Here is a 19726-nt window from a genome sequence, read left to right as displayed (position 1 = left end):
GGAGGGCCGCGCGTAGGCGCCCGAATGGCCGTTTCGGGCGCGGATTTTTACAGTTCTCCCACGGTTGATCGAACCGTTTCACAACACCCGGAGAACTCCATGCAAGCCTTCGTCAAAGCGTCCCTCCTCGCCGTTTCCCTCAGCGCCGCCGCCCTGGCCAGCGCGCAGAGCGTGCGCGTGGAGAAGAACATGTCGCTCGAACTCGCCACCCAGATCGCCAGCGCCACCGTCGCGGCCTGCAGCACCGCCGGCTATAACGTGGCGGCCACGGTGGTGGACCGTGCCGGTGGCGTGCGCGCCGTCATGCGCGCCGACAACGCCGGCCCGCACACGCTGGAAGCCAGCCGCCTGAAGGCCTTCACCTCGGCCTCGGCGAAGAACAACACGCTGGCCATCATGGAAGGCGCGCAGAAGAACCCGGCCGCGGCCAACCTGACGGACATCCCCGGCTACCTGCTGCTCGGCGGCGGCGTGCCGGTGAAGGTGGGCAACGAAGTGATCGGCGCCGTGGGCGTGGGCGGCGCGCCCGGCGGCCATCTGGACGAGCAGTGCGCCATCGCCGCGCTCGACAAGGTCAAGGACCAGCTGAAATGAAACGCCGCCGCGCGCTGATCACCGGCCTGCTGGTGGCGTTGGCGAGCACCGCGTCGGCGGTCTGGGCCCAGGTGGGGCCCAGTGCCTCCGAGGTCGCGGCCTACAGCGGCCTGCACGCCGCGGCGCACCAGGGCGACAGCGCGAAGATCGCGCGCCTGGTGGCCGGTGGCGCGGCGCTCAATGCCACCGACGCGCGGGGCCGCACGCCCTTGCACGTTGCGCACGTTCGCGCGGCAGCGCGAGGCGATCCGCGCGCTGGTGAAGGCGGGTGCCGACATCGACCGGCTGGAGAACGACCGTTACGACGCCGTGACGATCGCGTCGGTGGCGGACGATGAGGAAACGCTGCGGGTGTTGTTGCAGCTGGGCGCGAGCGCGAAGCAGACGACCAGCCGCTACGACGGCACGGCCTTGATCGCGGCGGCCCACCTGGGCCACGACGGGGTGGTGCGCCAGCTGATTGCCGCCGGTGCGCCGCTGGACCACGTGAACAACCTGCACTGGACGGCGACGATCGAGTCCATCGTGTTGGGCGACGGCGGTGCGCGCCACCAGGCCACGCTCAAGGCGCTGATCGATGCGGGGGCCGGTTTGCAGCTGGCGGACCGTTCGGGGCAGACGCCTTTGGCTTTGGCGCGGTCTCGCGGGTACTCGGCGATGGTGGCGATGCTCGAGAAGGCTGGGGCTCGCTGAGTCTTTCGCTCTTTCTTTCAGGTTGCTTCTCTCGGCCTGAGTGCGTGGGGCGGAGGGCTCCGCGACTGTCCCCCGGGTCGGCTTCGCCGCCCCTCCTCCTTTACGTCGCTGCGCCCTCCACCCCCACGCACTCAGGCACACCACCCGCGAAAGAACGAAAGAGCGAACCCCAACCTGTTTCGGCTCGGGGGGCCTGGGCGTTCTGCGCAGCGGGGTAAAGGAGGAGAACCGGCGAAGCCGGTTCGGGGGACACCCGCGGAGCAGAGCGCCCGGGCCCCCCGAGCCCGCGAGGTAGAAGACGGAAAGGTCTTAGCTCAAAGTCACGCGAGCAAACTTCCGCTTCCCGACCTGAACCACAAAGGTCCCCGCAGGCAGCTTCAAGCCCTTGTCGCTCACGACAGCGCCGTCGACACGAACACCGCCACCATCGATCAGACGGTTGGCTTCGCTGTTGGAGGGCGCCAAACCCGCTGACTTCAGCAGCGGTGCGATCCCCAGCGGCGCGCCCGACAGCGACACCTCCGGAATCTCGTCCGGCACACCGCCCTTGCTGCGGTTGATGAAATCCTGCTCCGCCGCCTCCGCCGCCGCCGCGCTGTGGAAACGCGTCGTGATCTCCTTGGCCAGCGCCACCTTCGCGTCCTTGGGGTTCGCGCCCTGCTCGATCGCCTGCTTCAGCGACTCGATGTGCGCCATCGACTGGAACGACAACAGCGTGTACCAGCGCCACATCAGCGTGTCCGAAATGCTCAGCACTTTCGCGAACATCGAATTCGCATCCTCGGTGATGCCGATGTAGTTGTTCTTGCTCTTGGACATCTTGTCCACGCCGTCCAGCCCTTCGAGCAGCGGCATGGTCAGGATGCACTGCGGCTCCTGGCCGTACTCGGCCTGCAGATGGCGGCCCATCAGCAGGTTGAACTTCTGGTCCGTGCCGCCCAACTCCAGATCGCTCTGCAGCGCCACCGAGTCGTAACCCTGCATCAGCGGGTACAGGAACTCGTGCACGCTGATCGGCGTGCCGGCCTTGAAACGGTCGTGGAAATCGTTGCGCTCCATCATGCGCGCCACCGTGTACTTGGCCGCCAGCTGGATCATGCCCATCGAGCCCAGCGGCAGGCTCCACTCGCTGTTGTAGCGGATCTCGGTGCGCGCCGGGTCCAGCACCAGGCTGGCCTGCTTGTAGTAGGTCTCGGCGTTCGCCTTGATCTGCTCCGGGGTCAGCGGCGGGCGCGTGTTGTTGCGGCCCGAGGGGTCGCCGATCAGGCTCGTGAAGTCCCCGATCAGGAAGATCACCTGATGCCCCAGGTCCTGCAGCTGGCGCATCTTGTTCAGCACCACCGTGTGGCCGATGTGGATGTCGGGCGCCGTGGGGTCCAGCCCCAGCTTGATGCGCAGCGGCCGGCCGGTGGTTTCCGACTGTGACAATTTTTTGACCCAGTCGGCCTGAGGTATCAATTCTTCGCACCCCCGCAGCGTGACGCTGAGGGCTTCCTGGACACCGTCCGTCAGTGGCACGGATTTCTGAGAACTTTCGGCGTCGTTTCTGGAGGCGGTCATAGGGGTTTTTTCAGATGCGAAGGACGGTACGCTGGCTAAAATACCGGGCGCGAATGACGGATTTTAGTTGGCCCGCTTTTTGCACGATATCAAGCCAGTTCGTCACCGCATGAGCGCTTGAGTGAACTTGTTCCGCCTCAACCGCTCTTTTTTTGTGCGCGCGGCCCCAACCACCGGGGCCGGCCTTACCGGAAACAACGATTTTGACCCGTTCGCTACTTCACACGCTGGCCAGCCTCGCTGATGCCACGAGCCAAAGCCTCGCCCGGCATCCCCGACGCATCATGGGCGGCCTCGGTGTGCTGCTGCTGGGCACGGGCGTCACCGCCTTCGGCATCGCGCCGCTGGCCCCCGACGCCGCCGACCTGCCCGTGCGCCAGGTCGTCGAAGCCCTCGACGCCCCCACGCAGCAAGACATCCACAGCCTCCTCGCGGCCCAGCCCGCCGCGCCGCTGGTGTTGTTCCGCAGCGAGACCACCCGCCGCGACGACACCGCCCAGAGCCTGCTGCAGCGCATGGGCGTGACCGATTCGCAAGCCCAGACCTTCCTGCGCAACGACGCCATCGCGCGCCAGCTGCTGGGCCGTGCCGGCCGCCTGGTGAGCGTCGAAGCCACCGAGAAACAGGAACTGCTGCGCCTGACCGCGCGCTGGCTCTCCGCCGACGAACGCAGCTTCACCCGCCTCGTGGTCGAAAAGGATGCCCAGGGCGCGCTCGGCTCGCGCCTGGAACAAGGCGCGCTGACCGCCTCGTCCCGGCTGGCCAGCGGCGTGATCCGCAGCTCGCTGTTCGCCGCCACCGACGCGGCCGGCATCCCCGACCCGGTCGCCATCCAGCTGGCCGAGATGTTCTCCAGCAGCATCGACTTCCGCCGCGACCTGCGCCAAGGTGACCGCTTCAACGTGGTCTACGAAAGCCTGGAAGCCGATGGCGAGAGCCTGCGCACCGGCCGGATCCTGAGCGCCGAGTTCGTCAACGAAGGCAAGGAACACCAGGCCGTCTGGTTCGAAGAAGCGGGCCACAAAGGCGGCTACTACGGTTTCGACGGCCAGAGCTCGCGCCGCTTCTACCTGGCCTCCCCGCTGGAGTTCTCGCGCGTGAGCAGCGGCTACGGCATGCGCTTTCACCCCATCACGGGCGGTCGCAAGGCCCACATGGGCGTGGACTACGCCGCCCCCACCGGCACGCCGGTGCGCACCATCGGCGACGGCACGGTCGAGTTCGCGGGCGAACAGCGCGGCTATGGCAATGTCATCTACATCAAGCACCGCAGCAACCAGGTCACCGTCTACGCCCACCTGAGCCGCATCGGCGTGCGCAAGGGCCAGCGCGTGAACCAGGGTGACTTCATCGGTGCCGTCGGCACCACGGGCGCCTCCACCGGCCCGCACCTGCACCTGGAGTTCCGCGACAACGGCGTGCACGTGGATCCCCTGGCCATCGCGCGCCAGAGCGAGTCCATCCCCGTGCCGGCCGCCCTGCGCCAGCGTTTCGACGCCGTGGCCCAGCTGCAGCGCATGCAGCTCAATGCCGCCGCCAGCATCCAGCAGGCGAACGCCCAGTAAGCGACCCGGTCTCGACACCCAACAAAAAAGGGAGCCAGCGGCTCCCTTTTTCGTTGCGGCGAGAAAACGCCGTCGGTCAGACGCTGAAGCTCGAACCGCAACCGCAGGTGGTGGTGGCGTTGGGGTTCTTGATCACGAATTGCGCGCCTTCGAGGTCTTCCTTGTAGTCGATCTCGGCGCCGACCAGGTACTGGTAGCTCATCGCGTCGATCAGCAGGGAGACACCGTTCTTGGTCATGGTGGTGTCGTCTTCGTTGACGATTTCGTCGAAGGTGAAGCCGTACTGGAAACCCGAGCAACCCCCACCCTGCACGAACACGCGCAGCTTGAGATCGGGATTGCCCTCTTCGGCCACCAGCTCGGCCACCTTGGCCGCCGCGCTGTCGGTGAAGACCAGCGGTGCCGGCATGTCGGTCTGGATGTTTTCGGCGACTGCGCTCATGGGATACCTCTTGACGGAAATGTGGGGTGGGTGCGGTACACCCGCATGTCCGAGTGATACTAAATCAAATCGCTCGGGTATGTGCTCACCCGTTGTTTGCCGCCAGCTTCAGTGTGGGTTTGTCCTCGATCCCGCCGACCATGGGCTTGAGCTGACCGGAAATGGTGGCGCCCTGGTGCATTTCAAGCGCCTTGTAGGACACATCGCCCTCGATGTGGGCCTTGGGCTGCAACTCCAGCAATTCGAACGCGAGCACCGGGCCCTTGACGTTGCCATTGATGATCACGTGATCGGCATGGATCTGCCCCGTCACGGTGCGCACTTCGCTGACCACGAGGATGCTGGGCTTCTCGTCGCTGGCGCGCAGGTCGCCGATCACCTCGCCGTCGATGCGCAGACCGTCGTGGAAGAACACATTGCCTTCGATGCGGGTGCCCTGGGCGATGAGGCTCTTGATGGGGGGTTGTTTTTTCTTGGCAAACATGAGGCTCTCTCCCGACGGTGGACCGCGATGGTTACAGGTTGAAGGATTGCATGGACCTGACCGAACTGCCCTGCAGGATCTTGGCCGTCACATTTTCTACCACGGCCTGCGCGGGCACGTCCACCACGCCTTCCATGCGCAGGTAGCCCTTGATCAGCACCGGCTGCGGCGCGGGCGCGGACTTGGCGACCCAGGGCTTGCCCGCCAGCGTGCCGGTGAGCGTGACCTCCAGCGCACCCTTGAAGTCGGGCGCGTTCTTGCTGGCCTGGATCATGAGCACCTGCCATTTGAGCTGGGTGGGCGACAGGCGCTCGGCCTGCAGGCCGCGGATGCTCAGCGAATCGTTGCCGGAGCCGGGGATCAGGCGCTCGAAGAAGCCCAGGTCGCTGCGCAGCAGCTCGTTGTCGGCCTGCAGTTGCCGGATCTGCATCGTCAGCTGTTCCTGGGTGCTGCGCTCGGCGATCAGCAGGCTGTCCGAGGTGTTGCGCCACCGACTGGGCCTCGCTCAGGTCGGTGCGCAGGATCTGCACCTCGCGGCGCAGTTGCGCAAGCTCCTGCTGGGCATTGCGGTCCAGCCCGGCGATGTCCTTGCCGAACTCGAAGGCCCAGACCGCCAGCGCGCCCGAAAACCCCAGCACCAGTGCGCCCAGCACCCAGCGGAAAGGCCACGGCAGGCTGCTGCGCACCGAGACCCGGGGCGCACTGACCGTCAGCCTTCTCCGCAACAGGCGAAAACGCATTCAAACCTCTCCAACTGCAAGCAAACGCAACCAAGCCCTAGAAAGCAAAAACCGCCCCAAGTTTGAACTTGCAGGCGGTTTCTGGGGCATGGACAGCGTGCTTAGCGCTTGCTGAACTGCTTGCGGCGGCGCGCGGAGCGCAGACCGACCTTTTTCCGTTCCACTTCGCGGGCGTCGCGCGTCACGAAGCCGGCTTGCGACAGACCCGACTTGAGCGTCGCGTCGTAGTCGATCAAGGCGCGGGTGATGCCGTGGCGCACGGCACCGGCCTGACCGGATTCGCCACCACCGTGCACGTTGACCTGCACGTCGAAGGTCTCGGCGTGGTTGGTCAGCACCAGGGGCTGCTTGGCGATCATGATCGAGGTCTCACGGCCGAAGTAGGCCTGGATGTCCTTGCCGTTGACCGTGATCTTGCCGCTGCCTTTTTTCAGAAACACGCGGGCGACGCTGGATTTGCGACGGCCGGTTCCGTTGTTCCATTCACCAATCATCTCAAGGCTCCTTTAGAGTTCCAGCACTTGCGGCTGTTGGGCGGTGTGCGGGTGCTCTGCACCGCCGTACACCTTGAGCTTCTTGATCATGGCGTAGCCGAGCGGGCCCTTGGGCAGCATGCCCTTGACGGCCTTCTCGAGCGCGCGGCCAGGGTGCTTGGCCTGCATGTCGCGGAAGTTGGTGCCATAGATACCGCCCGGGAAACCCGAGTGACGGTAGTACACCTTGTCGAGGGCCTTGTTGCCCGTGACGCGGAGTTTGGCTGCGTTGATGATGACGATGAAGTCACCGGTATCGACGTGAGGCGTGTAAATGGCCTTGTGTTTGCCGCGCAAACGGAGAGCAACTTCACTGGCTACTCGTCCGAGGACCTTGTCGGTCGCGTCAATCACAAACCACTCGTGCGTCACGTCAGCGGGTTTGGCGCTGAACGTTTTGGTCATGAGTTTTCTCTTGAAGAGTTGGTTTGGCGGCTCTTTTCCACGGTCGGTCGTTCTCTGTCGGAACGCTCTTAGGTGGGTTTTGAATGCTTCGCCGCGGAGCCAGCAAATCGCTGCGAAGCCCTCGATTGTACGAAATTCCGGCCCCGGATGGCAAACCGCCCGTCCCCGATGGTCGGGCGCAGAGGGCAAACGGCTACCATCAGGGCATGTTCAGCTACCGACACGCCTTCCACGCCGGCAACCACGCCGACGTGCTCAAGCACATCACCCTCATCGCCACGCTGCGCCACCTGATGCAGAAGGAGGCGGGTCTGACGCTGATCGACACCCACGCGGGCGCGGGCCTGTACCGGCTCGACGGCGACTACACCGAGACCGGGGGCGAGGCCAAGGACGGCGTCGTCAAGCTCATGGGCGCGCTGCGCGCGGCCGACGGGCCGTCGACCGAGGCCGTGGCGCCCGCCATCGACGACTACCTCGATCTGGTCGCCAGCTTCAACCCGTCGGGCGCGTTGCGGGTCTATCCCGGCTCGCCGTTCGTCATGCACCAGCTGCTGCGCGCCGAATCGCGCGACCGGCTCAAGCTCTTCGAGCTGCACCCGACCGACAGCCGCACCCTGTCCGCCAACATCGCCCAGCTCGAAGCCGGCCGCCAGATCGCGGTGGTGCGCGAGGACGGTTTCGAGGGCGTGAAGCCCCTGCTGCCGCCGCCGCCCTCAGCCACCGGCTCCAAACGGGCCATGGTGTTGATCGATCCGAGCTATGAGATCAAGAGCGATTACGGAAAAGTGAGCGCCTGCATACAAGAGCTCATCCGGCGTTTCCCAACCGGCACCTACCTGGTCTGGTACCCGGTGATTCCGCGCCCCGAGGCGCACGATCTGCCGCGCCGCCTGCGCACCCTGTCGAACCAGGCCCAGAAACCCTGGCTGAACGCCACGCTGGCCATCGGCCAGGACCCGACCCACGGTCCCGACGACCGGCCGGGCCTCACCGCCAGCGGCATGTTCGTGATCAACCCGCCGCACACCCTCAAGGGCACGCTGCAGGCCGCCTTGCCGCAGCTGCTGGTCCACCTGGGCCGGGGACGCGGCAAATCCCAGGCGCTCGAATCGGGCGGCTGAACGCCGGATTCAGCGTGGCCGGGCCAGGGTCATGGTCCAGTAGCGGCCGTAGGTGGTGCCGCTGCGCTGCACGCAGCTCACACCCACGTGCTGGTACTCGGCGCGCATGATGTTGGCGCAGTGGCCGGCGCTGGCGAGCCAGCCGCTCATCACGGTCGAGACCGAGGTCTGCCCCGCCGCGATGTTTTCCCCCACCCACGACCACGCATAACCTTCGGCGGCGATGCGCTGGGAGGCCGTGCGGCCGTCCAGCCCGGTGTGGGAAAAGTAGTTGTTGACGGCCATGTCGGTCGAATGCCGCGCGGCGGCGGAGAACAGCGCGTCGTTCCAGGCCAGTGGCGCGACCGCCGGCATCGCGGTGCCGCCGCAGCTGCGCGCCACGGCCCGCGCCGCGTTGATCTGTTGCAGCAAGCTGTTGCGGAAGTCGGGCAGGTTGCAGCTGGTGCTGGCGTCCAGGGCGACCAGCGTCGAACCGCCGCTGCCCGAGCCGGCGCCGCCCGCGCTGTTCGGCGGTGAGGGCACGCCGATCGTCGCATCGGCCCCGCCGCTGGCGCCCGCGTCGCCGCCACCGCCCCCCACCACCGCCGCAGGCGGTCAAGGTCAGCAGGGCCCCCAGGATCAAGCCCACACCAGCGAGTCGTTGTTCATCAGGAAGAGACAGGTGTTGCATGCGCTCCACTCTAGGGTCGGGCCGACGGAGTAAGGTAAGCGGATGTAGAAGACGACCGCTCCTCGGCCAGGCAGCGCCGCCGTTCCGAAAACCGTTGGGCGGGCGTTGCAAAATTAGCCGACCGATCGGTCGGCTAATTGGCTATACTGCGATCCGCACCCCCACTGCGCAGGAGATTCCGCATGTACACCCAGTCCTTCAATGTGCCCGACGCCGACGCCCAATCCGGCACCCCGCTCAAGGCCGTGCCCCATGACACCGCCCTGCAGGCGCACTTCGACGCCGTGATCGACGCCGACGGCAAGATCGAGCCGCGCGACTGGATGCCCGACGCCTACCGAAAGACGCTGGTGCGGCAGATCAGCCAGCACGCGCACAGCGAGATCGTGGGCATGCTGCCCGAGGGCAACTGGATCTCGCGCGCGCCCAGCCTCAAACGCAAGGCGATCCTGGTGGCCAAGGTGCAGGACGAAGGCGGCCACGGCCTGTACCTCTACAGCGCGGCCGAGACGCTGGGCACCAGCCGCGACCAGATGTTCGACGCGCTGCACAGCGGCAAGGCCAAGTACAGCTCCATCTTCAACTACCCCACGCTGACCTGGGCCGACGTGGGCGTGGTCGGCTGGCTGGTGGACGGCGCGGCGATCATGAACCAGATCCCGCTGTGCCGCTGCAGCTTCGGGCCCTATGCGCGCGCCATGATCCGGGTCTGCAAGGAAGAAAGCTTCCACCAGCGCCAGGGCTTCGAGTCGTTGATGACCATGATGCAGGGCACGGCCGAGCAGAAGGCCATGGTGCAGGACGCGGTGAACCGCTGGTGGTGGAAGTGCCTGGCATGTTCGGCCCGCCCGACGCCGACAGCCCCAACAGCGTGCAGGGCATGCGCTGGGGCATCAAGCGCATCAGCAACGACGACCTGCGCCAGAAGTTCGTGGATGCGACCGTGCCGCAGGCCGAGGTGCTGGGCGTCACCCTGCCCGATCCGGCGCTGAAGTGGAACGAGGCACGCGGCCACCACGACTACGGCCAGATCGACTGGGACGAGTTCTGGGCCGTGGTCAACGGCGACGGCCCGTGCAACAAGGAACGCCTGCGCACCCGCGTGAAGGCCTGGAACGACGGCGCCTGGGTGCGCGAAGCCGCCCTCGCCCACGCCCGCAAACAACAGCAACGTGCCATGAAGGAGGCCGCATGAACACCACCACCTTGAAGGAATGGCCTCTCTGGGAGGTCTTCGTGCGCAGCAAGCAGGGCCTGGAGCACAAGCACTGCGGCAGCCTGCACGCCAGCGACGCCCAGCACGCGCTGCACCTGGCGCGCGACGTGTACACGCGGCGCCAGGAAGGCGTGAGCATCTGGGTCGTGCAAAGCAGCGGCATCACGGCCAGCGAGCCCGACAGCAAGGACAGCTTCTTCGACCCGGCCGCCGACAAGGTGTACCGCCATCCCACCTTCTACGAGATCCCCGACAAAGTGGGGCACATGTGATGAGCGGCACGGCACCGATCGACTACCTGCTGCACCTGGCCGACAACGCGCTGGTGCTGGGCCAGCGCAACGCCGAATGGTGCGGCCACGGGCCCATCCTCGAAGAAGACCTCGCGCTGGCCAACAACAGCCTGGACCTGCTCGGCCAGGCCCGCCTGCTCTACCAGCACGCGGCCACGCTGATCAACGCCGACCCGGCCCAGGCGCAGCGCTTCGCCCACCTGCAGGGTGCGCGCACCCACGGCGCGGTGACCGAGGACACACTGGCCTACTTCCGCGACACGCACGAGTTCCGCAACCTCACGCTGCTGGAGCTGCCGCACAGCGGCCCGCTGGCCAGCACCGCGTCCGGCGACCGCGACTACGCGACCACCCTCGCGCGCAACTTCCTCTACAGCGCGCTCATGGTGCTGGTGTGGGACCGGCTGCAGACCTCGGCCGATGCGCAGCTCGCCGCCATCGCGGCCAAGTCGCTGAAGGAGGTGCGCTACCACCTGCGCCACGCCAGCGACTGGCTGGTGCGCTTCGGCGATGGCACCGACGAATCGCACGCCCGCGCGCAGGCCGCGCTGCAGCACCTGCTGCCCTACTGCCAGGAGTTCTGGATCGGCAGCGAGGCCGAAACCGCCGCGGTGCACAACGGCACCGGCGTCGACGCGGCCGGCCTGCAGGCCGACTGGGACGCGCTGGTGGACGACACGCTGAACGAGGCCACGCTGCAGCGCCCCGCCGTGCAGGGTCATGTGCCGCAGGGCAAACACGGCGTGCACTCCGAGCACATGGGGTTTCTGCTCGCCGAGATGCAGAGCCTGGCACGCACGCATCCGCAGGCCGTGTGGTGAGCGCCCACCATGCACACCGAAATCCATGACGCGCTCGCCGGCCTGGCCGACCCGGAAATCCCGGTGGTCAGCCTGAGCGAGCTCGGCATCCTGCGCGGCGTGCGCACCGGCTCGGACGGTGTTCCCGAGGTGGTGATCACGCCGACCTACAGCGGCTGCCCGGCCATGGGCCAGATCGAGGACGACGTGCGCGCCGCGCTGGCGAACGCGGGCCTCACCGCGCGCGTGGTCACGCAGCTCGCGCCGGCCTGGACCACCGACTGGATGAGCGAGGCCGCGCGCGAGAAGCTGCGCGCCTACGGCATCGCGCCACCACAATGCGGCAGCGAGCCGCCGGCCTCCGCCGCGCCGCTGAAGTTCTCGCGCCAGGCCCTGCGCCGCGAGACCGTGCCCTGTCCGCAGTGTGGCTCGACCCACACCACCGAGACCTCGCCCTTCGGCTCCACCGCCTGCAAGGCGATGTACCGCTGCCTCGACTGCCTGGAACCGTTCGACTACTTCAAGCCTTATTGACGCCATGTCCACCGCCGCCCGCTTCCACGAACTCCCGATCGCCCGCATCAGCCCCGAGGCCGCCGGCGCGGTGGCGATCACCTTCGCGATCCCACCCGAGCAGCGCGCCACCTTCGCGTTCGAGCCCGGCCAGTTCCTCACCGTGCGCGCCACCATCGACGGCCAGGACGTGCGGCGCAGCTACTCCATCAGCAGCCCGCGCAGCCTGCTCACGCAGCGCGGTGAACTCACGCTGGGCATCCGCCCCGTGGACGGCGGCGTGTTCTCCAACTGGGCCGCGACCGCCCTGAAGGCCGGCGACACGCTCAAGGCGATGCCGCCCGACGGCCGCTTCACCGTGCACAAGCCGCGCGCGGTGCACCGCGTGGGCTTCGCGGCCGGCTCGGGCATCACGCCCATCCTCTCGCTCATGGCCAGCACGCTGGAGGAGTCGCCCGCCTCGAAGTTCACCCTCGTGTACGGCAACCGCCGCATGGGCAGCGTGATGTTCAACGAGTCGCTGCAGGATCTGAAGGACCGCTACGCGGACCGCCTCACGCTGATTCACATCCTCTCGCGCCAGGCGCAGGAAGTGCCGCTGCTCGAAGGCCGCATCGACGCCGACAAGGTGCGCGCCCTGATCGACACCCTGCTGCCCGTGGGCAGCATGGACGAGGTCTTCATCTGCGGCCCCGAGGCCATGATCGAGGCGACGGAAAAGGCCTTGCTCGATGCGGGCGTGCGCCCCGACCGCGTGCACACCGAGCGCTTCACCTCGCCCACGCTGGAGGCCTTGCCCGCCGCGCAGCGCCGGGCTGCCGTGCTCGGCCAGCCGGCCGTGCGCGCCGAGGGCGAGGTCGCGCTCACCGTGGTGCTCGATGGCAAGCCGCACCAGTTGCGCATGAACCGCGACGAGCGCGTGCTCGACGTGGCCCTGAACGCCGGACTGGACCTGCCCTGGTCGTGCCGGGGCGGCGTGTGCTGCACCTGCCGCGCCAAGGTGATGGAAGGCGCGGTGCAGATGGACAAGAACTTCACGCTCGAGCCCTGGGAAACCGACAAGGGCTTCGTGCTGAGCTGCCAGGCGCGGCCCACCACCGACCGCGTGGTGGTGAGCTACGACGAGCGCTGAAGCTGTCGCTCAGAAGCGCCAGCCCAGGCCCACGCCGACCAGCACGGGGTCGGCCTTGAACTGGCCGATCTTCGCGCCACCGGCGCTCACGTCGGTCTTGATGAAGACCTTCTTCACGTCCACGTTCAGGTAGAGCTGCTTGCTCAGCGGAATGTCCACCCCCACCTGCAGCGCCGGGCCGAAGCTGTGGCGCTTCACGTCGGCCGCGCCGCCCAGCAGGTGCACCGAGCTGAAGCGCGTGTAGTTGAGGCCCGCGCCCACGTAGGGCTTGAAGCCGGGCGCGTCGAAGTGGTACTGCACGGTCAGCGTGGGTGGCAGGTGGCGCAGCGTGCCGATGGCCGCGCCGTTGGACGTGAGGGTGTGTTTCTGCGGCACCGTGAGGATGAGCTCGGCCGCGAGGTGCTTGCTGAAGAAGTAGCTCACGTCGACTTCGGGCAAGCCCTTGTTGTTCATGGCCAGGCCCAGGCCGGTGCCGTCCTTGTCGGCGCTGTCCAGGTGCACGGCGCGGGCGCGCACGAGCACGCTGCCGGCCTGGAAGTCGTCCTGCGCCAGGGCGGCGCCCGAGGCGAGCAGGCAGGTGGACGCGAGGGCGGCCAGGGCGAAGTGGTGCGTATTCATGATGGTCTTCTGTGTTGCGTTGACTCGGGAGAATCCCCGCGTCCATTACAGAAGACCGTGCGTGGCGCGGCGTTGCGCCACGTCAAACCGGCCGGAGACCTGGCCCCGCTGGTGCGGGTTGCTTGACGCAGGTCAAGCCACGCGCGTCAGTCGCGCAACAGCACGACCCGGCCGACGCCGCCCTGCACGATGCCCAGCGCCGACGCGGCCGCGCGGCTGAGGTCGATGATGCGGCCCGGCACGTGCGGGCCGCGGTCGTTGATGCGCACCGTCACCTCCTTGCCCGTGCGGGCGTGGCGCACGCGCACGCGGGTGCCGAACGGCAGGGTCTTGTGGGCCGCGGTGAGTTCGTTCATGTCGTAGACCTCGCCGCTGGCGGTGCGCCGGCCGTGGAAAGGCTCGCCGTACCAGGACGCCAGGCCCCGCGCGATGACGCTCTCGCTGGCGTCCGGGGTGTCGGTGTCGTCGGCCGAGGCATCGGGCACGCTGCCCAGGTCGGGCATGTCCGGCGCTCGCGTCGCGCAGCCGCCGAGCCACAACAAGGTGGCCAGCGCCAGCGTGACCGCGGGCTTGAGGCTCATGCAAGACCGAGGCGCTGGACGATGTCCGTCGTGGCCCCGCTCTGGTTCATGGTGTAGAAGTGCAGCCCCGGCACGCCGCCGCCGCGCAGGCGGTCGCACAGGTCGGTCACCACGTCCAGGCCGAAGGACTTGATGGACGCGGTGTCGTCGCCGAAGGCCTGCAGGCGCATGCGGATCCAGCGCGGGATCTCGGCGCCGCAGGCGTCGGAGAAGCGCATCAGCTGCGTGGAGCTGGTGATGGGCATGATGCCCGGCACCACCGGCACGTCCACGCCCACGCGCTGCAGCTCGTCGCGGTAGCGGAAGTAGGCATCGGCATTGAAGAAGTACTGCGTGATGCCCGAATCGGCACCGGCCTTCACCTTGGCCGCGAAGGCCTCGAGGTCGGCCTCGGGCGAGCGGGCCTGCGGGTGCGTTTCCGGGTAGGCCGCCACCTCGATGTGGAATCGGTCACCGGTCTCGGCGCGCACGAAGGCCACCAGGTCGCTGGCGTAGCGGAACTCGCCACCCACACCGTAGCCGCTGGGCAGGTCACCGCGCAGGGCCACGATGCGGCGGATGCCAGCGGCCGCGTAGGCCGCCAGGCGCTCGCGGATGCTCGCGCTCGACTGGCCGATGCAGCTCAGGTGCGGCGCGGCGGGGCAGCCCTCGCCCATGATCTCGGTCACGGCCTGCAGCGTGCCGTCCTGCGTGGAGCCACCGGCGCCAAAGGTCACCGAGCAGAACTCGGGCTTGAGCGCGTAGAGCTGCTGGCGCACCGCGCGCAGCTTGACCGCGCCTTCGGGCGTCTTGGTCGGGAAAAATTCCAGGCTGATGGGAAGACTCACGGCCCCCTCCTTACATCACTTGCTCGCATACACAAAAAACTCGCGGTTGCCGTCACCCCCGGTGATCGCGCTCTCGACGTAGTCGCGCATCCGCAGGCCCTGCTCTTCGCAGGCCTGCGCGATGCGATCGCGCACGATGGCGTAACTCGCCGCGTCCTTCACCAGACCGCCCTTGCCGATGTGCCCGGGCTGCAGCTCGAACTGCGGCTTGACCAGCATCAGCATCTGCCCGCCCGGCGCCAGCAGCGGCACCAGGGCCGGCCACACCAGGGTCTGCGAGATGAACGACAGGTCGCCCACGATCAGATCGAACGGCGGCGCGCCACCCGCGTCCTGCAGCGCCTGGGCCGAGAGATCGCGCGCGTTGCATTTTTCAATGCAGATCACGCGCGGATCGCCCTTGAGCTGCGGGTGCAGCTGGCCCTGGCCCACGTCCACCCCCATGACCCGCGCCGCGCCCCGCTGCAACAGGCAGTCGGTGAAACCGCCGCTGCTCTGCCCCACATCGAGGCAGCGCAGGCCGCTCACGTCCAGGCCGGTGTGGCGCAGCGCGCCTTCCAGCTTGAGGCCGCCGCGCGACACATAGCGCGTCTCCGCCGTGTCCAGCAGGCGCAGCTCGGCCGCGTCGCGCAGCTCCTCGCCGTTCTTGGTGACCGCTGTCCAGTCGCCACCCGGCGCACGCCATTGCACGCCCGCGGCGATGAGCCGCTGGGCCTGCGAACGGGTGGCGGCCAGGCCGCGCTCGACGAGCAGCTGGTCGGCCCGCATGGGCGCGATCAATACCGGTAGGTGTCCGGCTTGTACGGGCCGGCCTTGCTCACGCCGATGTAGGCGGCCTGCTCGTCGGTCAGCTCGGTCAGCATGGCGCCGACCTTCTTCAGGTGCAGGCGCGCGACCTTCTCGTCCAGGTGCTTGGGCAGCACGTAGACCTGGCCCACTTCGTACTTCTTCGGCTGCGTGAACAGCTCGATCTGGGCGATGGTCTGGTTCGCGAACGAGCTCGACATCACGAAGCTGGGGTGGCCGGTGCCGCAGCCCAGGTTCACCAGGCGGCCCTTGGCCAGCAGGATGATCTTCTTGCCGTCGGGGAACTTGACGTGGTCGACCTGCGGCTTGATCTCTTCCCATTCGTACTTCTCGATCGAGGCGATGTCGATCTCGTTGTCGAAGTGGCCGATGTTGCAGACGATGGCCTGGTCCTTCATCGCGGCCATGTGGTCGTGCGTGATGATGGATTTGTTGCCGGTGGTGGTCACGAAGATGTCGGCCTTGTCGGCGGCGTACTCCATGGTCACGACCTTGTAGCCTTCCATCGCGGCCTGCAGGGCGTTGATGGGGTCGATCTCGGTCACCCACACCTGGGCCGACAGCGCGCGCAGCGCCTGGGCCGAACCCTTGCCCACGTCACCGTAGCCGGCGACCACGGCGACCTTGCCGGCGATCATCACGTCGGTGGCGCGCTTGATGCCGTCGACCAGCGATTCGCGGCAGCCGTACAGGTTGTCGAACTTGCTCTTGGTCACCGAATCGTTCACGTTGATGGCGCGGAACGGCAGCGTGCCCTTGACGCTCATTTCCTTGAGGCGGTGCACGCCGGTGGTGGTCTCTTCGGTCACGCCGATGATCTGGCTGGCCTTGCGGGTGTACCAGGTCGGGTCCTGCGCGAGCTTGGCCTTGATGGCGGCGAACAGGCAGGTTTCTTCTTCGCTGGTCGGCTTGCTGATGACCGAAAGGTCCTTCTCGGCCTTCTGGCCCAGGATCATCAGTAGCGTGGCGTCGCCGCCGTCGTCCAGGATCATGTTGGGGCCTTCGCCTTCCGTGCCGGCGGCGCCGAACTCAAAGATGCGGTGGGTGAAATCCCAGTACTCGGCCAGGGTCTCGCCCTTGTGCGCGAACACCGGCGTGCCCTGCGCGACCAGCGCGGCGGCGGCGTGGTCTTGCGTGGAGAAGATGTTGCACGAAGCCCAGCGCACGCTCGCGCCCAGGGCCTGCAGGGTTTCGACCAGCACCGCGGTCTGGATCGTCATGTGGATGCTGCCGGTGATGCGCGCGCCCTTGAGCGGCTTGGCGGCGGCGAATTCCTCGCGGATGGCCATCAGGCCGGGCATTTCGGTTTCCGCGATGCGGATTTCCTTGCGGCCCCACTCGGCCAGGGAAAGGTCGGCGATCGCGCTGTCGGCGGTCGGGTTGTTCAGACGTGCATTCATGGTTCGCTCCGGAAAGGATGGACAAACCACATCTGGCATTGAGTCAAAAAGAACTCATCGCACGGGATGTGGATGAGCGTCGTTGCATGGATGGTCCGAGCCTCACGCCCCGCTGCTGAAGTGTTCAGTGGGGGCGCTGCAACGCTCCTCGGATCGCGCGATTCTACCGCAGCGGCCTCGATCTGCCCCCTGCCGCGCGTCGCCGGTGGCACCTGCGGCGCCCGGGGCCCTGTGCGACACTGCCCGCCTTCCATGCGCATGAATCCCCTCACCCTCTGGCCCGCCACGGACCGCGCCCGCATCCACGGCGTGCTGACCGACATCGACGACACCCTCACGACCGAGGGCGCGATCACCCCCGATGCCCTGGACGCCTTGCACCGCCTGCGCACCGCCGGCCTGCCGGTGTTCGCCATCACGGGCCGGCCCGCCGGCTGGAGCGAGGCCTTCGCGCTGGCCTGGCCGGTGGACGCCATCGTGGCCGAGAACGGCGCCGTGGCGCTGTGGCGCGGCGACTCGGGCGAACTCAGGCGCGACTACCTGCAGGACGCGGCCACGCGCGCCGCCCATTTCGCGAAGCTGCAGGCCACCGCGCGGCGCGTGCTGGCCGAGCTGCCGCAGGCCCGCCTGGCCGCCGACAGCCCGGGGCGCGAGACCGACATCGCGATCGACCACAGCGAGTTCGCCCACCTGAGCGAAGCCGACATCGCCACGGTGGTGCAACTCATGAAAAGCGAGGGCCTCAACGCCACCGTGAGCTCCATCCACATCAACGGCTGGATCGGCGAGCACGACAAGCTGGCCGGTGCGCGCTGGATCGTGCGATCGCGCCTGGGCCGCTCGCTCGACGACGAACTCGACCGCTGGGTCTATGTCGGCGACTCGACCAACGACGCGCGCATGTTCGGCCATTTCCCGCACAGCGTGGGCGTGGCCAACGTCGCGCGCTTCTGGGGCGCGCTCACGCAACACCCGCGCTACGTGGCCGCGGGCGAGCGCGGCGCGGGCTTCACCGAGGTGGCCGACGCGGTGCTGGGCGCGCGGGCCGCGGGCGCATGAGCGAACACCCGCTGCCGCCCACCGGCCCCCTGCCGGAGCACCCACCCGCCCAGGCCCGGCTCGGCCTGGTCGCGATCTTCGGCTCCACCTTCTTCGAGCTGGTGGGCTACTTCATGCTCACGCCGCTGCTGCTGTTGCGCCTCAAGGGCGGCGGCGAATCGACCGCGCTGGCCGGTGTGTTCGCCGCCAGCGGCTGGCTCGGCGTGTTCTTCATGACGCCGTTCGCCTCGGCCATCACGCAGCGCCTGGGCCGGCGGCCCACGCTGTGGCTGGCCGCGCTGATCCCGGTGATCGCCACCGCCGGCTTCGCCTTCACGCCGCTGCTGTGGCTCTGGTTCGTGTTCAAGATCGCCGCCGGCATGGCCTCGGGCCTGCGCTGGGTGCTGGCCGAGGCCGTGGTGGCCGAGTTCTCGCCGCCCGGGCAGCGCGGGCGCTACGTGGGCATCTTCGAGACCATGGTGGGCATCACCTTCGTGGTCGGCCCGCTCATGCTGGCCTGGGTCGGCGCCGACAGCGACGCGGCCCTGTGGATCGCGCTCGGCTTCATGGCCATCGGCCTGGTCTGGAGCCTGCTGATCCCGCGCCTGCCCGACGCGGCCGACGCGCACAGCGCGAAGGTGGGCCTGTCGGGCGTGTGGCACGCGCTGCTGGCCCATCCGCTGATCATGACCGTGGGCTTCGTCGGCGGTTTCTTCGAAAGCGGCCTCACGTCCATCCTGCCGCTCTACGGCCTGGCGCTGGGCCTGGGCGCCACCGTGGCGGCGCTGCTGGTCTCGGCCAGCGGCCTGGGCAGCGCGCTCATGATGCTGCCGGCCGGCGTGCTGGCCGACCGCATGGCCCACCACCCGGCGCAGCGCTGGGGCGACGGCCACCGCGCGCGCCTGGCGATCATGCGGGTCTGCGCCCTGATCACCCTGCTGCGCAGCCTTGGTCATCCCCTTCGTGGCCGGCACGCCCTGGCTGGCCGCGCCCGTGGCCTTCCTCTGGGGCGGCGCGGGCGGTTGTCTGTACACGCTGGCGATGATCGACATCGGCTCGCGCGAGGAAGGCATCACCCTGGTCAACAGCACCGCCGTGCTGGTGCTGTCCTACACCCTGGGCGGGGTGCTCGCGCCCGCGCTGGGCGCCGCCGCGCTGCAGTGGGCGCCCACGCTGGGCTTCCCGGCCCTGCTGCTGTCGGTCGCCGGCCTGGGCTGGTGGCTGTTGAGACGGACCGTTTCGGCCCCATCTGAAGGAACCCCACGCGGCTGAGGGCCTCCTAACCTGACAAGAGAAAGGATCTCCTCATCGCGATTCCCTGGCTGGTTGCCCTGAAAGTGATCCCCTGGGGGGACGTGATCGAACACGCGCCCACGGTGCTCAACGCCGCGCGCAAGCTGCTGGACCGCTCGAAGGCGCCACCCGCCGGCACGACCGCGCCGGTGCCGCTGGACCTGGGCGACGCCCCGCCCACCCTGGGGGAACTCAAGAACCGCCTGATCGAAGCGCGGCAGCTGATCGACCAGCAGGCCGCGGTGCAGGCCCAGATGGCGCAGACCCTGACCGAACTGGCCGAGCAGAACGCGCGCCTGGTGGGTGCCGTGGACCTGCTGCGCAAGCGCACGCGCCTGCTGATGGGGGCCCTGGCCGTGCTGGCGGTGGGCGTGGTCTGGCTGCTCGCGCGCTGAGCG

General features: G+C 68.0%; 22 protein-coding genes, 2 pseudogenes and 1 riboswitch. Of the genes and pseudogenes, 12 read left to right on the top strand and 12 right to left on the bottom strand.

Going from position 1 to position 19726, the window contains the following annotated elements:
* The first annotated feature begins 99 nt into the window (after positions 1-99).
* Together ACFJI0_RS00380 and ACFJI0_RS00375 are read left to right on the top strand one after the other, a co-directional pair.
* Positions 100-594, top strand: coding sequence for a heme-binding protein (locus ACFJI0_RS00380; RefSeq protein ID WP_382162358.1), 495 nt, complete (start codon positions 100-102; stop codon positions 592-594).
* A pseudogene (locus ACFJI0_RS00375) lies at positions 591-1287 on the top strand (ankyrin repeat domain-containing protein). The gene ACFJI0_RS00380 and the pseudogene ACFJI0_RS00375 overlap by 4 nt, the downstream one beginning before the upstream one ends.
* Before the next feature lie 309 nt (positions 1288-1596).
* On the opposite strand, the gene tyrS reads toward ACFJI0_RS00375, so the two are convergent.
* Positions 1597-2847: a tyrosine--tRNA ligase gene (tyrS, locus tag ACFJI0_RS00370; protein WP_382323036.1), complete on the bottom strand. Its 1251-nt coding sequence runs from the start codon at positions 2845-2847 to the stop codon at positions 1597-1599.
* A gap of 203 nt (positions 2848-3050) precedes the next feature.
* Here tyrS and ACFJI0_RS00365 point away from each other — a divergent pair, with 203 nt between their 5' ends.
* Positions 3051-4412, top strand: coding sequence for a M23 family metallopeptidase (locus tag ACFJI0_RS00365; protein WP_382323035.1), 1362 nt, complete (start codon positions 3051-3053; stop codon positions 4410-4412).
* 76 nt (positions 4413-4488) lie between these two features.
* On the opposite strand, the gene erpA is transcribed toward ACFJI0_RS00365, so the two are convergent.
* The 5 genes from erpA to rplM all read right to left on the bottom strand — a co-directional run bounded on the left by erpA (position 4489) and on the right by rplM (position 7016).
* Positions 4489-4854, bottom strand: a complete 366-nt coding sequence (erpA, locus tag ACFJI0_RS00360) for an iron-sulfur cluster insertion protein ErpA (RefSeq protein ID WP_204732818.1) — start codon at positions 4852-4854, stop codon at positions 4489-4491.
* A gap of 85 nt (positions 4855-4939) precedes the next feature.
* Positions 4940-5338, bottom strand: a complete 399-nt coding sequence (locus ACFJI0_RS00355) for a polymer-forming cytoskeletal protein (RefSeq protein WP_382323034.1) — start codon at positions 5336-5338, stop codon at positions 4940-4942.
* Positions 5339-5369: 31 nt separating this feature from the next.
* Complete coding sequence (locus tag ACFJI0_RS00350; RefSeq protein ID WP_382323033.1) at positions 5370-5768, bottom strand: DUF6776 family protein; 399 nt, start codon at positions 5766-5768, stop codon at positions 5370-5372.
* A 411-nt stretch (positions 5769-6179) separates the two neighbouring features.
* Positions 6180-6572 carry a 30S ribosomal protein S9 gene (gene rpsI, locus ACFJI0_RS00345; protein ID WP_291121336.1) on the bottom strand — a complete coding sequence of 131 codons (393 nt, stop codon included), beginning with the start codon at positions 6570-6572 and terminating at the stop codon, positions 6180-6182.
* Between the two features lie 12 nt (positions 6573-6584).
* On the bottom strand, positions 6585-7016 hold the full coding sequence (rplM, locus tag ACFJI0_RS00340; RefSeq protein WP_291121334.1) for a 50S ribosomal protein L13: 432 nt from the start codon (positions 7014-7016) through the stop codon (positions 6585-6587).
* Positions 7017-7222: 206 nt separating this feature from the next.
* On the opposite strand from rplM, the gene ACFJI0_RS00335 reads away from it, so the two are divergent.
* The gene (locus ACFJI0_RS00335; RefSeq protein ID WP_382323032.1) at positions 7223-8140 is read left to right on the top strand and encodes a 23S rRNA (adenine(2030)-N(6))-methyltransferase RlmJ; all 918 of its coding nucleotides are present in this window, start codon (positions 7223-7225) and stop codon (positions 8138-8140) included.
* Positions 8141-8149: 9 nt separating this feature from the next.
* Here ACFJI0_RS00335 and ACFJI0_RS00330 read toward each other — a convergent pair whose 3' ends face one another.
* Positions 8150-8662: a CAP domain-containing protein gene (locus ACFJI0_RS00330; RefSeq protein ID WP_382323031.1), complete on the bottom strand. Its 513-nt coding sequence runs from the start codon at positions 8660-8662 to the stop codon at positions 8150-8152.
* Between the two features lie 330 nt (positions 8663-8992).
* Between ACFJI0_RS00330 and paaA the strand changes: the two are divergent.
* From paaA to ACFJI0_RS00305, 5 genes and pseudogenes are all read left to right on the top strand, one after another.
* A pseudogene (paaA, locus tag ACFJI0_RS00325) lies at positions 8993-10005 on the top strand (1,2-phenylacetyl-CoA epoxidase subunit PaaA).
* Positions 10002-10298 (top strand): 1,2-phenylacetyl-CoA epoxidase subunit PaaB, encoded by a 297-nt coding sequence (paaB, locus tag ACFJI0_RS00320; protein ID WP_382162383.1) that lies wholly within the window; start codon positions 10002-10004, stop codon positions 10296-10298. Before paaA ends, paaB begins: the two are co-directional and overlap by 4 nt.
* Positions 10298-11140 carry a 1,2-phenylacetyl-CoA epoxidase subunit PaaC gene (gene paaC / locus ACFJI0_RS00315; RefSeq protein WP_382323030.1) on the top strand — a complete coding sequence of 281 codons (843 nt, stop codon included), beginning with the start codon at positions 10298-10300 and terminating at the stop codon, positions 11138-11140. Before paaB ends, paaC begins: the two co-directional genes overlap by 1 nt.
* A 9-nt stretch (positions 11141-11149) precedes the next feature.
* Positions 11150-11653 (top strand): 1,2-phenylacetyl-CoA epoxidase subunit PaaD, encoded by a 504-nt coding sequence (gene paaD / locus ACFJI0_RS00310; protein WP_382323029.1) that lies wholly within the window; start codon positions 11150-11152, stop codon positions 11651-11653.
* 4 nt (positions 11654-11657) lie between these two features.
* A complete protein-coding gene (locus ACFJI0_RS00305; protein ID WP_382323028.1) occupies positions 11658-12764 on the top strand; it encodes a 2Fe-2S iron-sulfur cluster-binding protein in 1107 nt (368 codons plus the stop codon).
* A gap of 9 nt (positions 12765-12773) precedes the next feature.
* On the opposite strand, the gene ACFJI0_RS00300 is transcribed toward ACFJI0_RS00305, so the two are convergent.
* From ACFJI0_RS00300 to ahcY, 5 genes are all read right to left on the bottom strand, one after another.
* Positions 12774-13382 (bottom strand): OmpW family protein, encoded by a 609-nt coding sequence (locus ACFJI0_RS00300; protein ID WP_382323027.1) that lies wholly within the window; start codon positions 13380-13382, stop codon positions 12774-12776.
* A gap of 146 nt (positions 13383-13528) precedes the next feature.
* Positions 13529-13963 (bottom strand): septal ring lytic transglycosylase RlpA family protein, encoded by a 435-nt coding sequence (locus ACFJI0_RS00295; RefSeq protein WP_382162399.1) that lies wholly within the window; start codon positions 13961-13963, stop codon positions 13529-13531.
* Positions 13960-14790, bottom strand: coding sequence for a methylenetetrahydrofolate reductase [NAD(P)H] (metF, locus tag ACFJI0_RS00290; protein WP_382162402.1), 831 nt, complete (start codon positions 14788-14790; stop codon positions 13960-13962). Before metF ends, ACFJI0_RS00295 begins: the two co-directional genes overlap by 4 nt.
* Positions 14791-14805: 15 nt before the next feature.
* On the bottom strand, positions 14806-15558 hold the full coding sequence (locus ACFJI0_RS00285) for a TlyA family RNA methyltransferase (protein ID WP_382323026.1): 753 nt from the start codon (positions 15556-15558) through the stop codon (positions 14806-14808).
* Between the two features lie 8 nt (positions 15559-15566).
* Positions 15567-16997, bottom strand: a complete 1431-nt coding sequence (ahcY, locus tag ACFJI0_RS00280) for an adenosylhomocysteinase (protein ID WP_382323025.1) — start codon at positions 16995-16997, stop codon at positions 15567-15569.
* Between the two features lie 67 nt (positions 16998-17064).
* A riboswitch (S-adenosyl-L-homocysteine riboswitch) is annotated at positions 17065-17153 on the bottom strand.
* Positions 17154-17255: 102 nt separating this feature from the next.
* On the opposite strand from ahcY, the gene ACFJI0_RS00275 reads away from it, so the two are divergent.
* The 3 genes from ACFJI0_RS00275 to ACFJI0_RS00265 all read left to right on the top strand — a co-directional run bounded on the left by ACFJI0_RS00275 (position 17256) and on the right by ACFJI0_RS00265 (position 19723).
* A complete protein-coding gene (locus ACFJI0_RS00275) occupies positions 17256-18056 on the top strand; it encodes an HAD-IIB family hydrolase (RefSeq protein ID WP_382325851.1) in 801 nt (266 codons plus the stop codon).
* Positions 18053-19288 carry an MFS transporter gene (locus ACFJI0_RS00270; protein WP_382323024.1) on the top strand — a complete coding sequence of 412 codons (1236 nt, stop codon included), beginning with the start codon at positions 18053-18055 and terminating at the stop codon, positions 19286-19288. Before ACFJI0_RS00275 ends, ACFJI0_RS00270 begins: the two co-directional genes overlap by 4 nt.
* A gap of 84 nt (positions 19289-19372) precedes the next feature.
* Entirely contained in the window at positions 19373-19723 is a 351-nt protein-coding gene (locus tag ACFJI0_RS00265) for a hypothetical protein (RefSeq protein ID WP_382323023.1), read from the top strand.
* The last annotated feature ends 3 nt before the right edge of the window (positions 19724-19726 follow it).

The organism is Hydrogenophaga sp. UC242_53 (assembly GCF_042696965.1).
Classification (GTDB): Bacteria; Pseudomonadota; Gammaproteobacteria; order Burkholderiales; family Burkholderiaceae_C; genus Hydrogenophaga.
This window is presented reverse-complemented; position numbering and strand designations above follow the sequence as displayed.

Coding starts and splice junctions, on each gene's coding strand:
- ACFJI0_RS00350 (WP_382323033.1), bottom strand. CDS start 5,768: ATGCAGATCCGGCAACTGCAGGCCGACAACGAGCTGCTGCGCAGCGAC.
- ahcY (WP_382323025.1), bottom strand. CDS start 16,997: ATGAATGCACGTCTGAACAACCCGACCGCCGACAGCGCGATCGCCGAC.
- ACFJI0_RS00335 (WP_382323032.1), top strand. CDS start 7,223: ATGTTCAGCTACCGACACGCCTTCCACGCCGGCAACCACGCCGACGTG.
- ACFJI0_RS00300 (WP_382323027.1), bottom strand. CDS start 13,382: ATGAATACGCACCACTTCGCCCTGGCCGCCCTCGCGTCCACCTGCCTG.
- ACFJI0_RS00355 (WP_382323034.1), bottom strand. CDS start 5,338: ATGTTTGCCAAGAAAAAACAACCCCCCATCAAGAGCCTCATCGCCCAG.
- paaD (WP_382323029.1), top strand. CDS start 11,150: ATGCACACCGAAATCCATGACGCGCTCGCCGGCCTGGCCGACCCGGAA.
- ACFJI0_RS00305 (WP_382323028.1), top strand. CDS start 11,658: ATGTCCACCGCCGCCCGCTTCCACGAACTCCCGATCGCCCGCATCAGC.
- ACFJI0_RS00285 (WP_382323026.1), bottom strand. CDS start 15,558: ATGCGGGCCGACCAGCTGCTCGTCGAGCGCGGCCTGGCCGCCACCCGT.
- rpsI (WP_291121336.1), bottom strand. CDS start 6,572: ATGATTGGTGAATGGAACAACGGAACCGGCCGTCGCAAATCCAGCGTC.
- ACFJI0_RS00275 (WP_382325851.1), top strand. CDS start 17,256: ATGAATCCCCTCACCCTCTGGCCCGCCACGGACCGCGCCCGCATCCAC.
- ACFJI0_RS00295 (WP_382162399.1), bottom strand. CDS start 13,963: ATGAGCCTCAAGCCCGCGGTCACGCTGGCGCTGGCCACCTTGTTGTGG.
- ACFJI0_RS00270 (WP_382323024.1), top strand. CDS start 18,053: ATGAGCGAACACCCGCTGCCGCCCACCGGCCCCCTGCCGGAGCACCCA.
- ACFJI0_RS00380 (WP_382162358.1), top strand. CDS start 100: ATGCAAGCCTTCGTCAAAGCGTCCCTCCTCGCCGTTTCCCTCAGCGCC.
- tyrS (WP_382323036.1), bottom strand. CDS start 2,847: ATGACCGCCTCCAGAAACGACGCCGAAAGTTCTCAGAAATCCGTGCCA.
- erpA (WP_204732818.1), bottom strand. CDS start 4,854: ATGAGCGCAGTCGCCGAAAACATCCAGACCGACATGCCGGCACCGCTG.
- paaB (WP_382162383.1), top strand. CDS start 10,002: ATGAACACCACCACCTTGAAGGAATGGCCTCTCTGGGAGGTCTTCGTG.
- rplM (WP_291121334.1), bottom strand. CDS start 7,016: ATGACCAAAACGTTCAGCGCCAAACCCGCTGACGTGACGCACGAGTGG.
- paaC (WP_382323030.1), top strand. CDS start 10,298: ATGAGCGGCACGGCACCGATCGACTACCTGCTGCACCTGGCCGACAAC.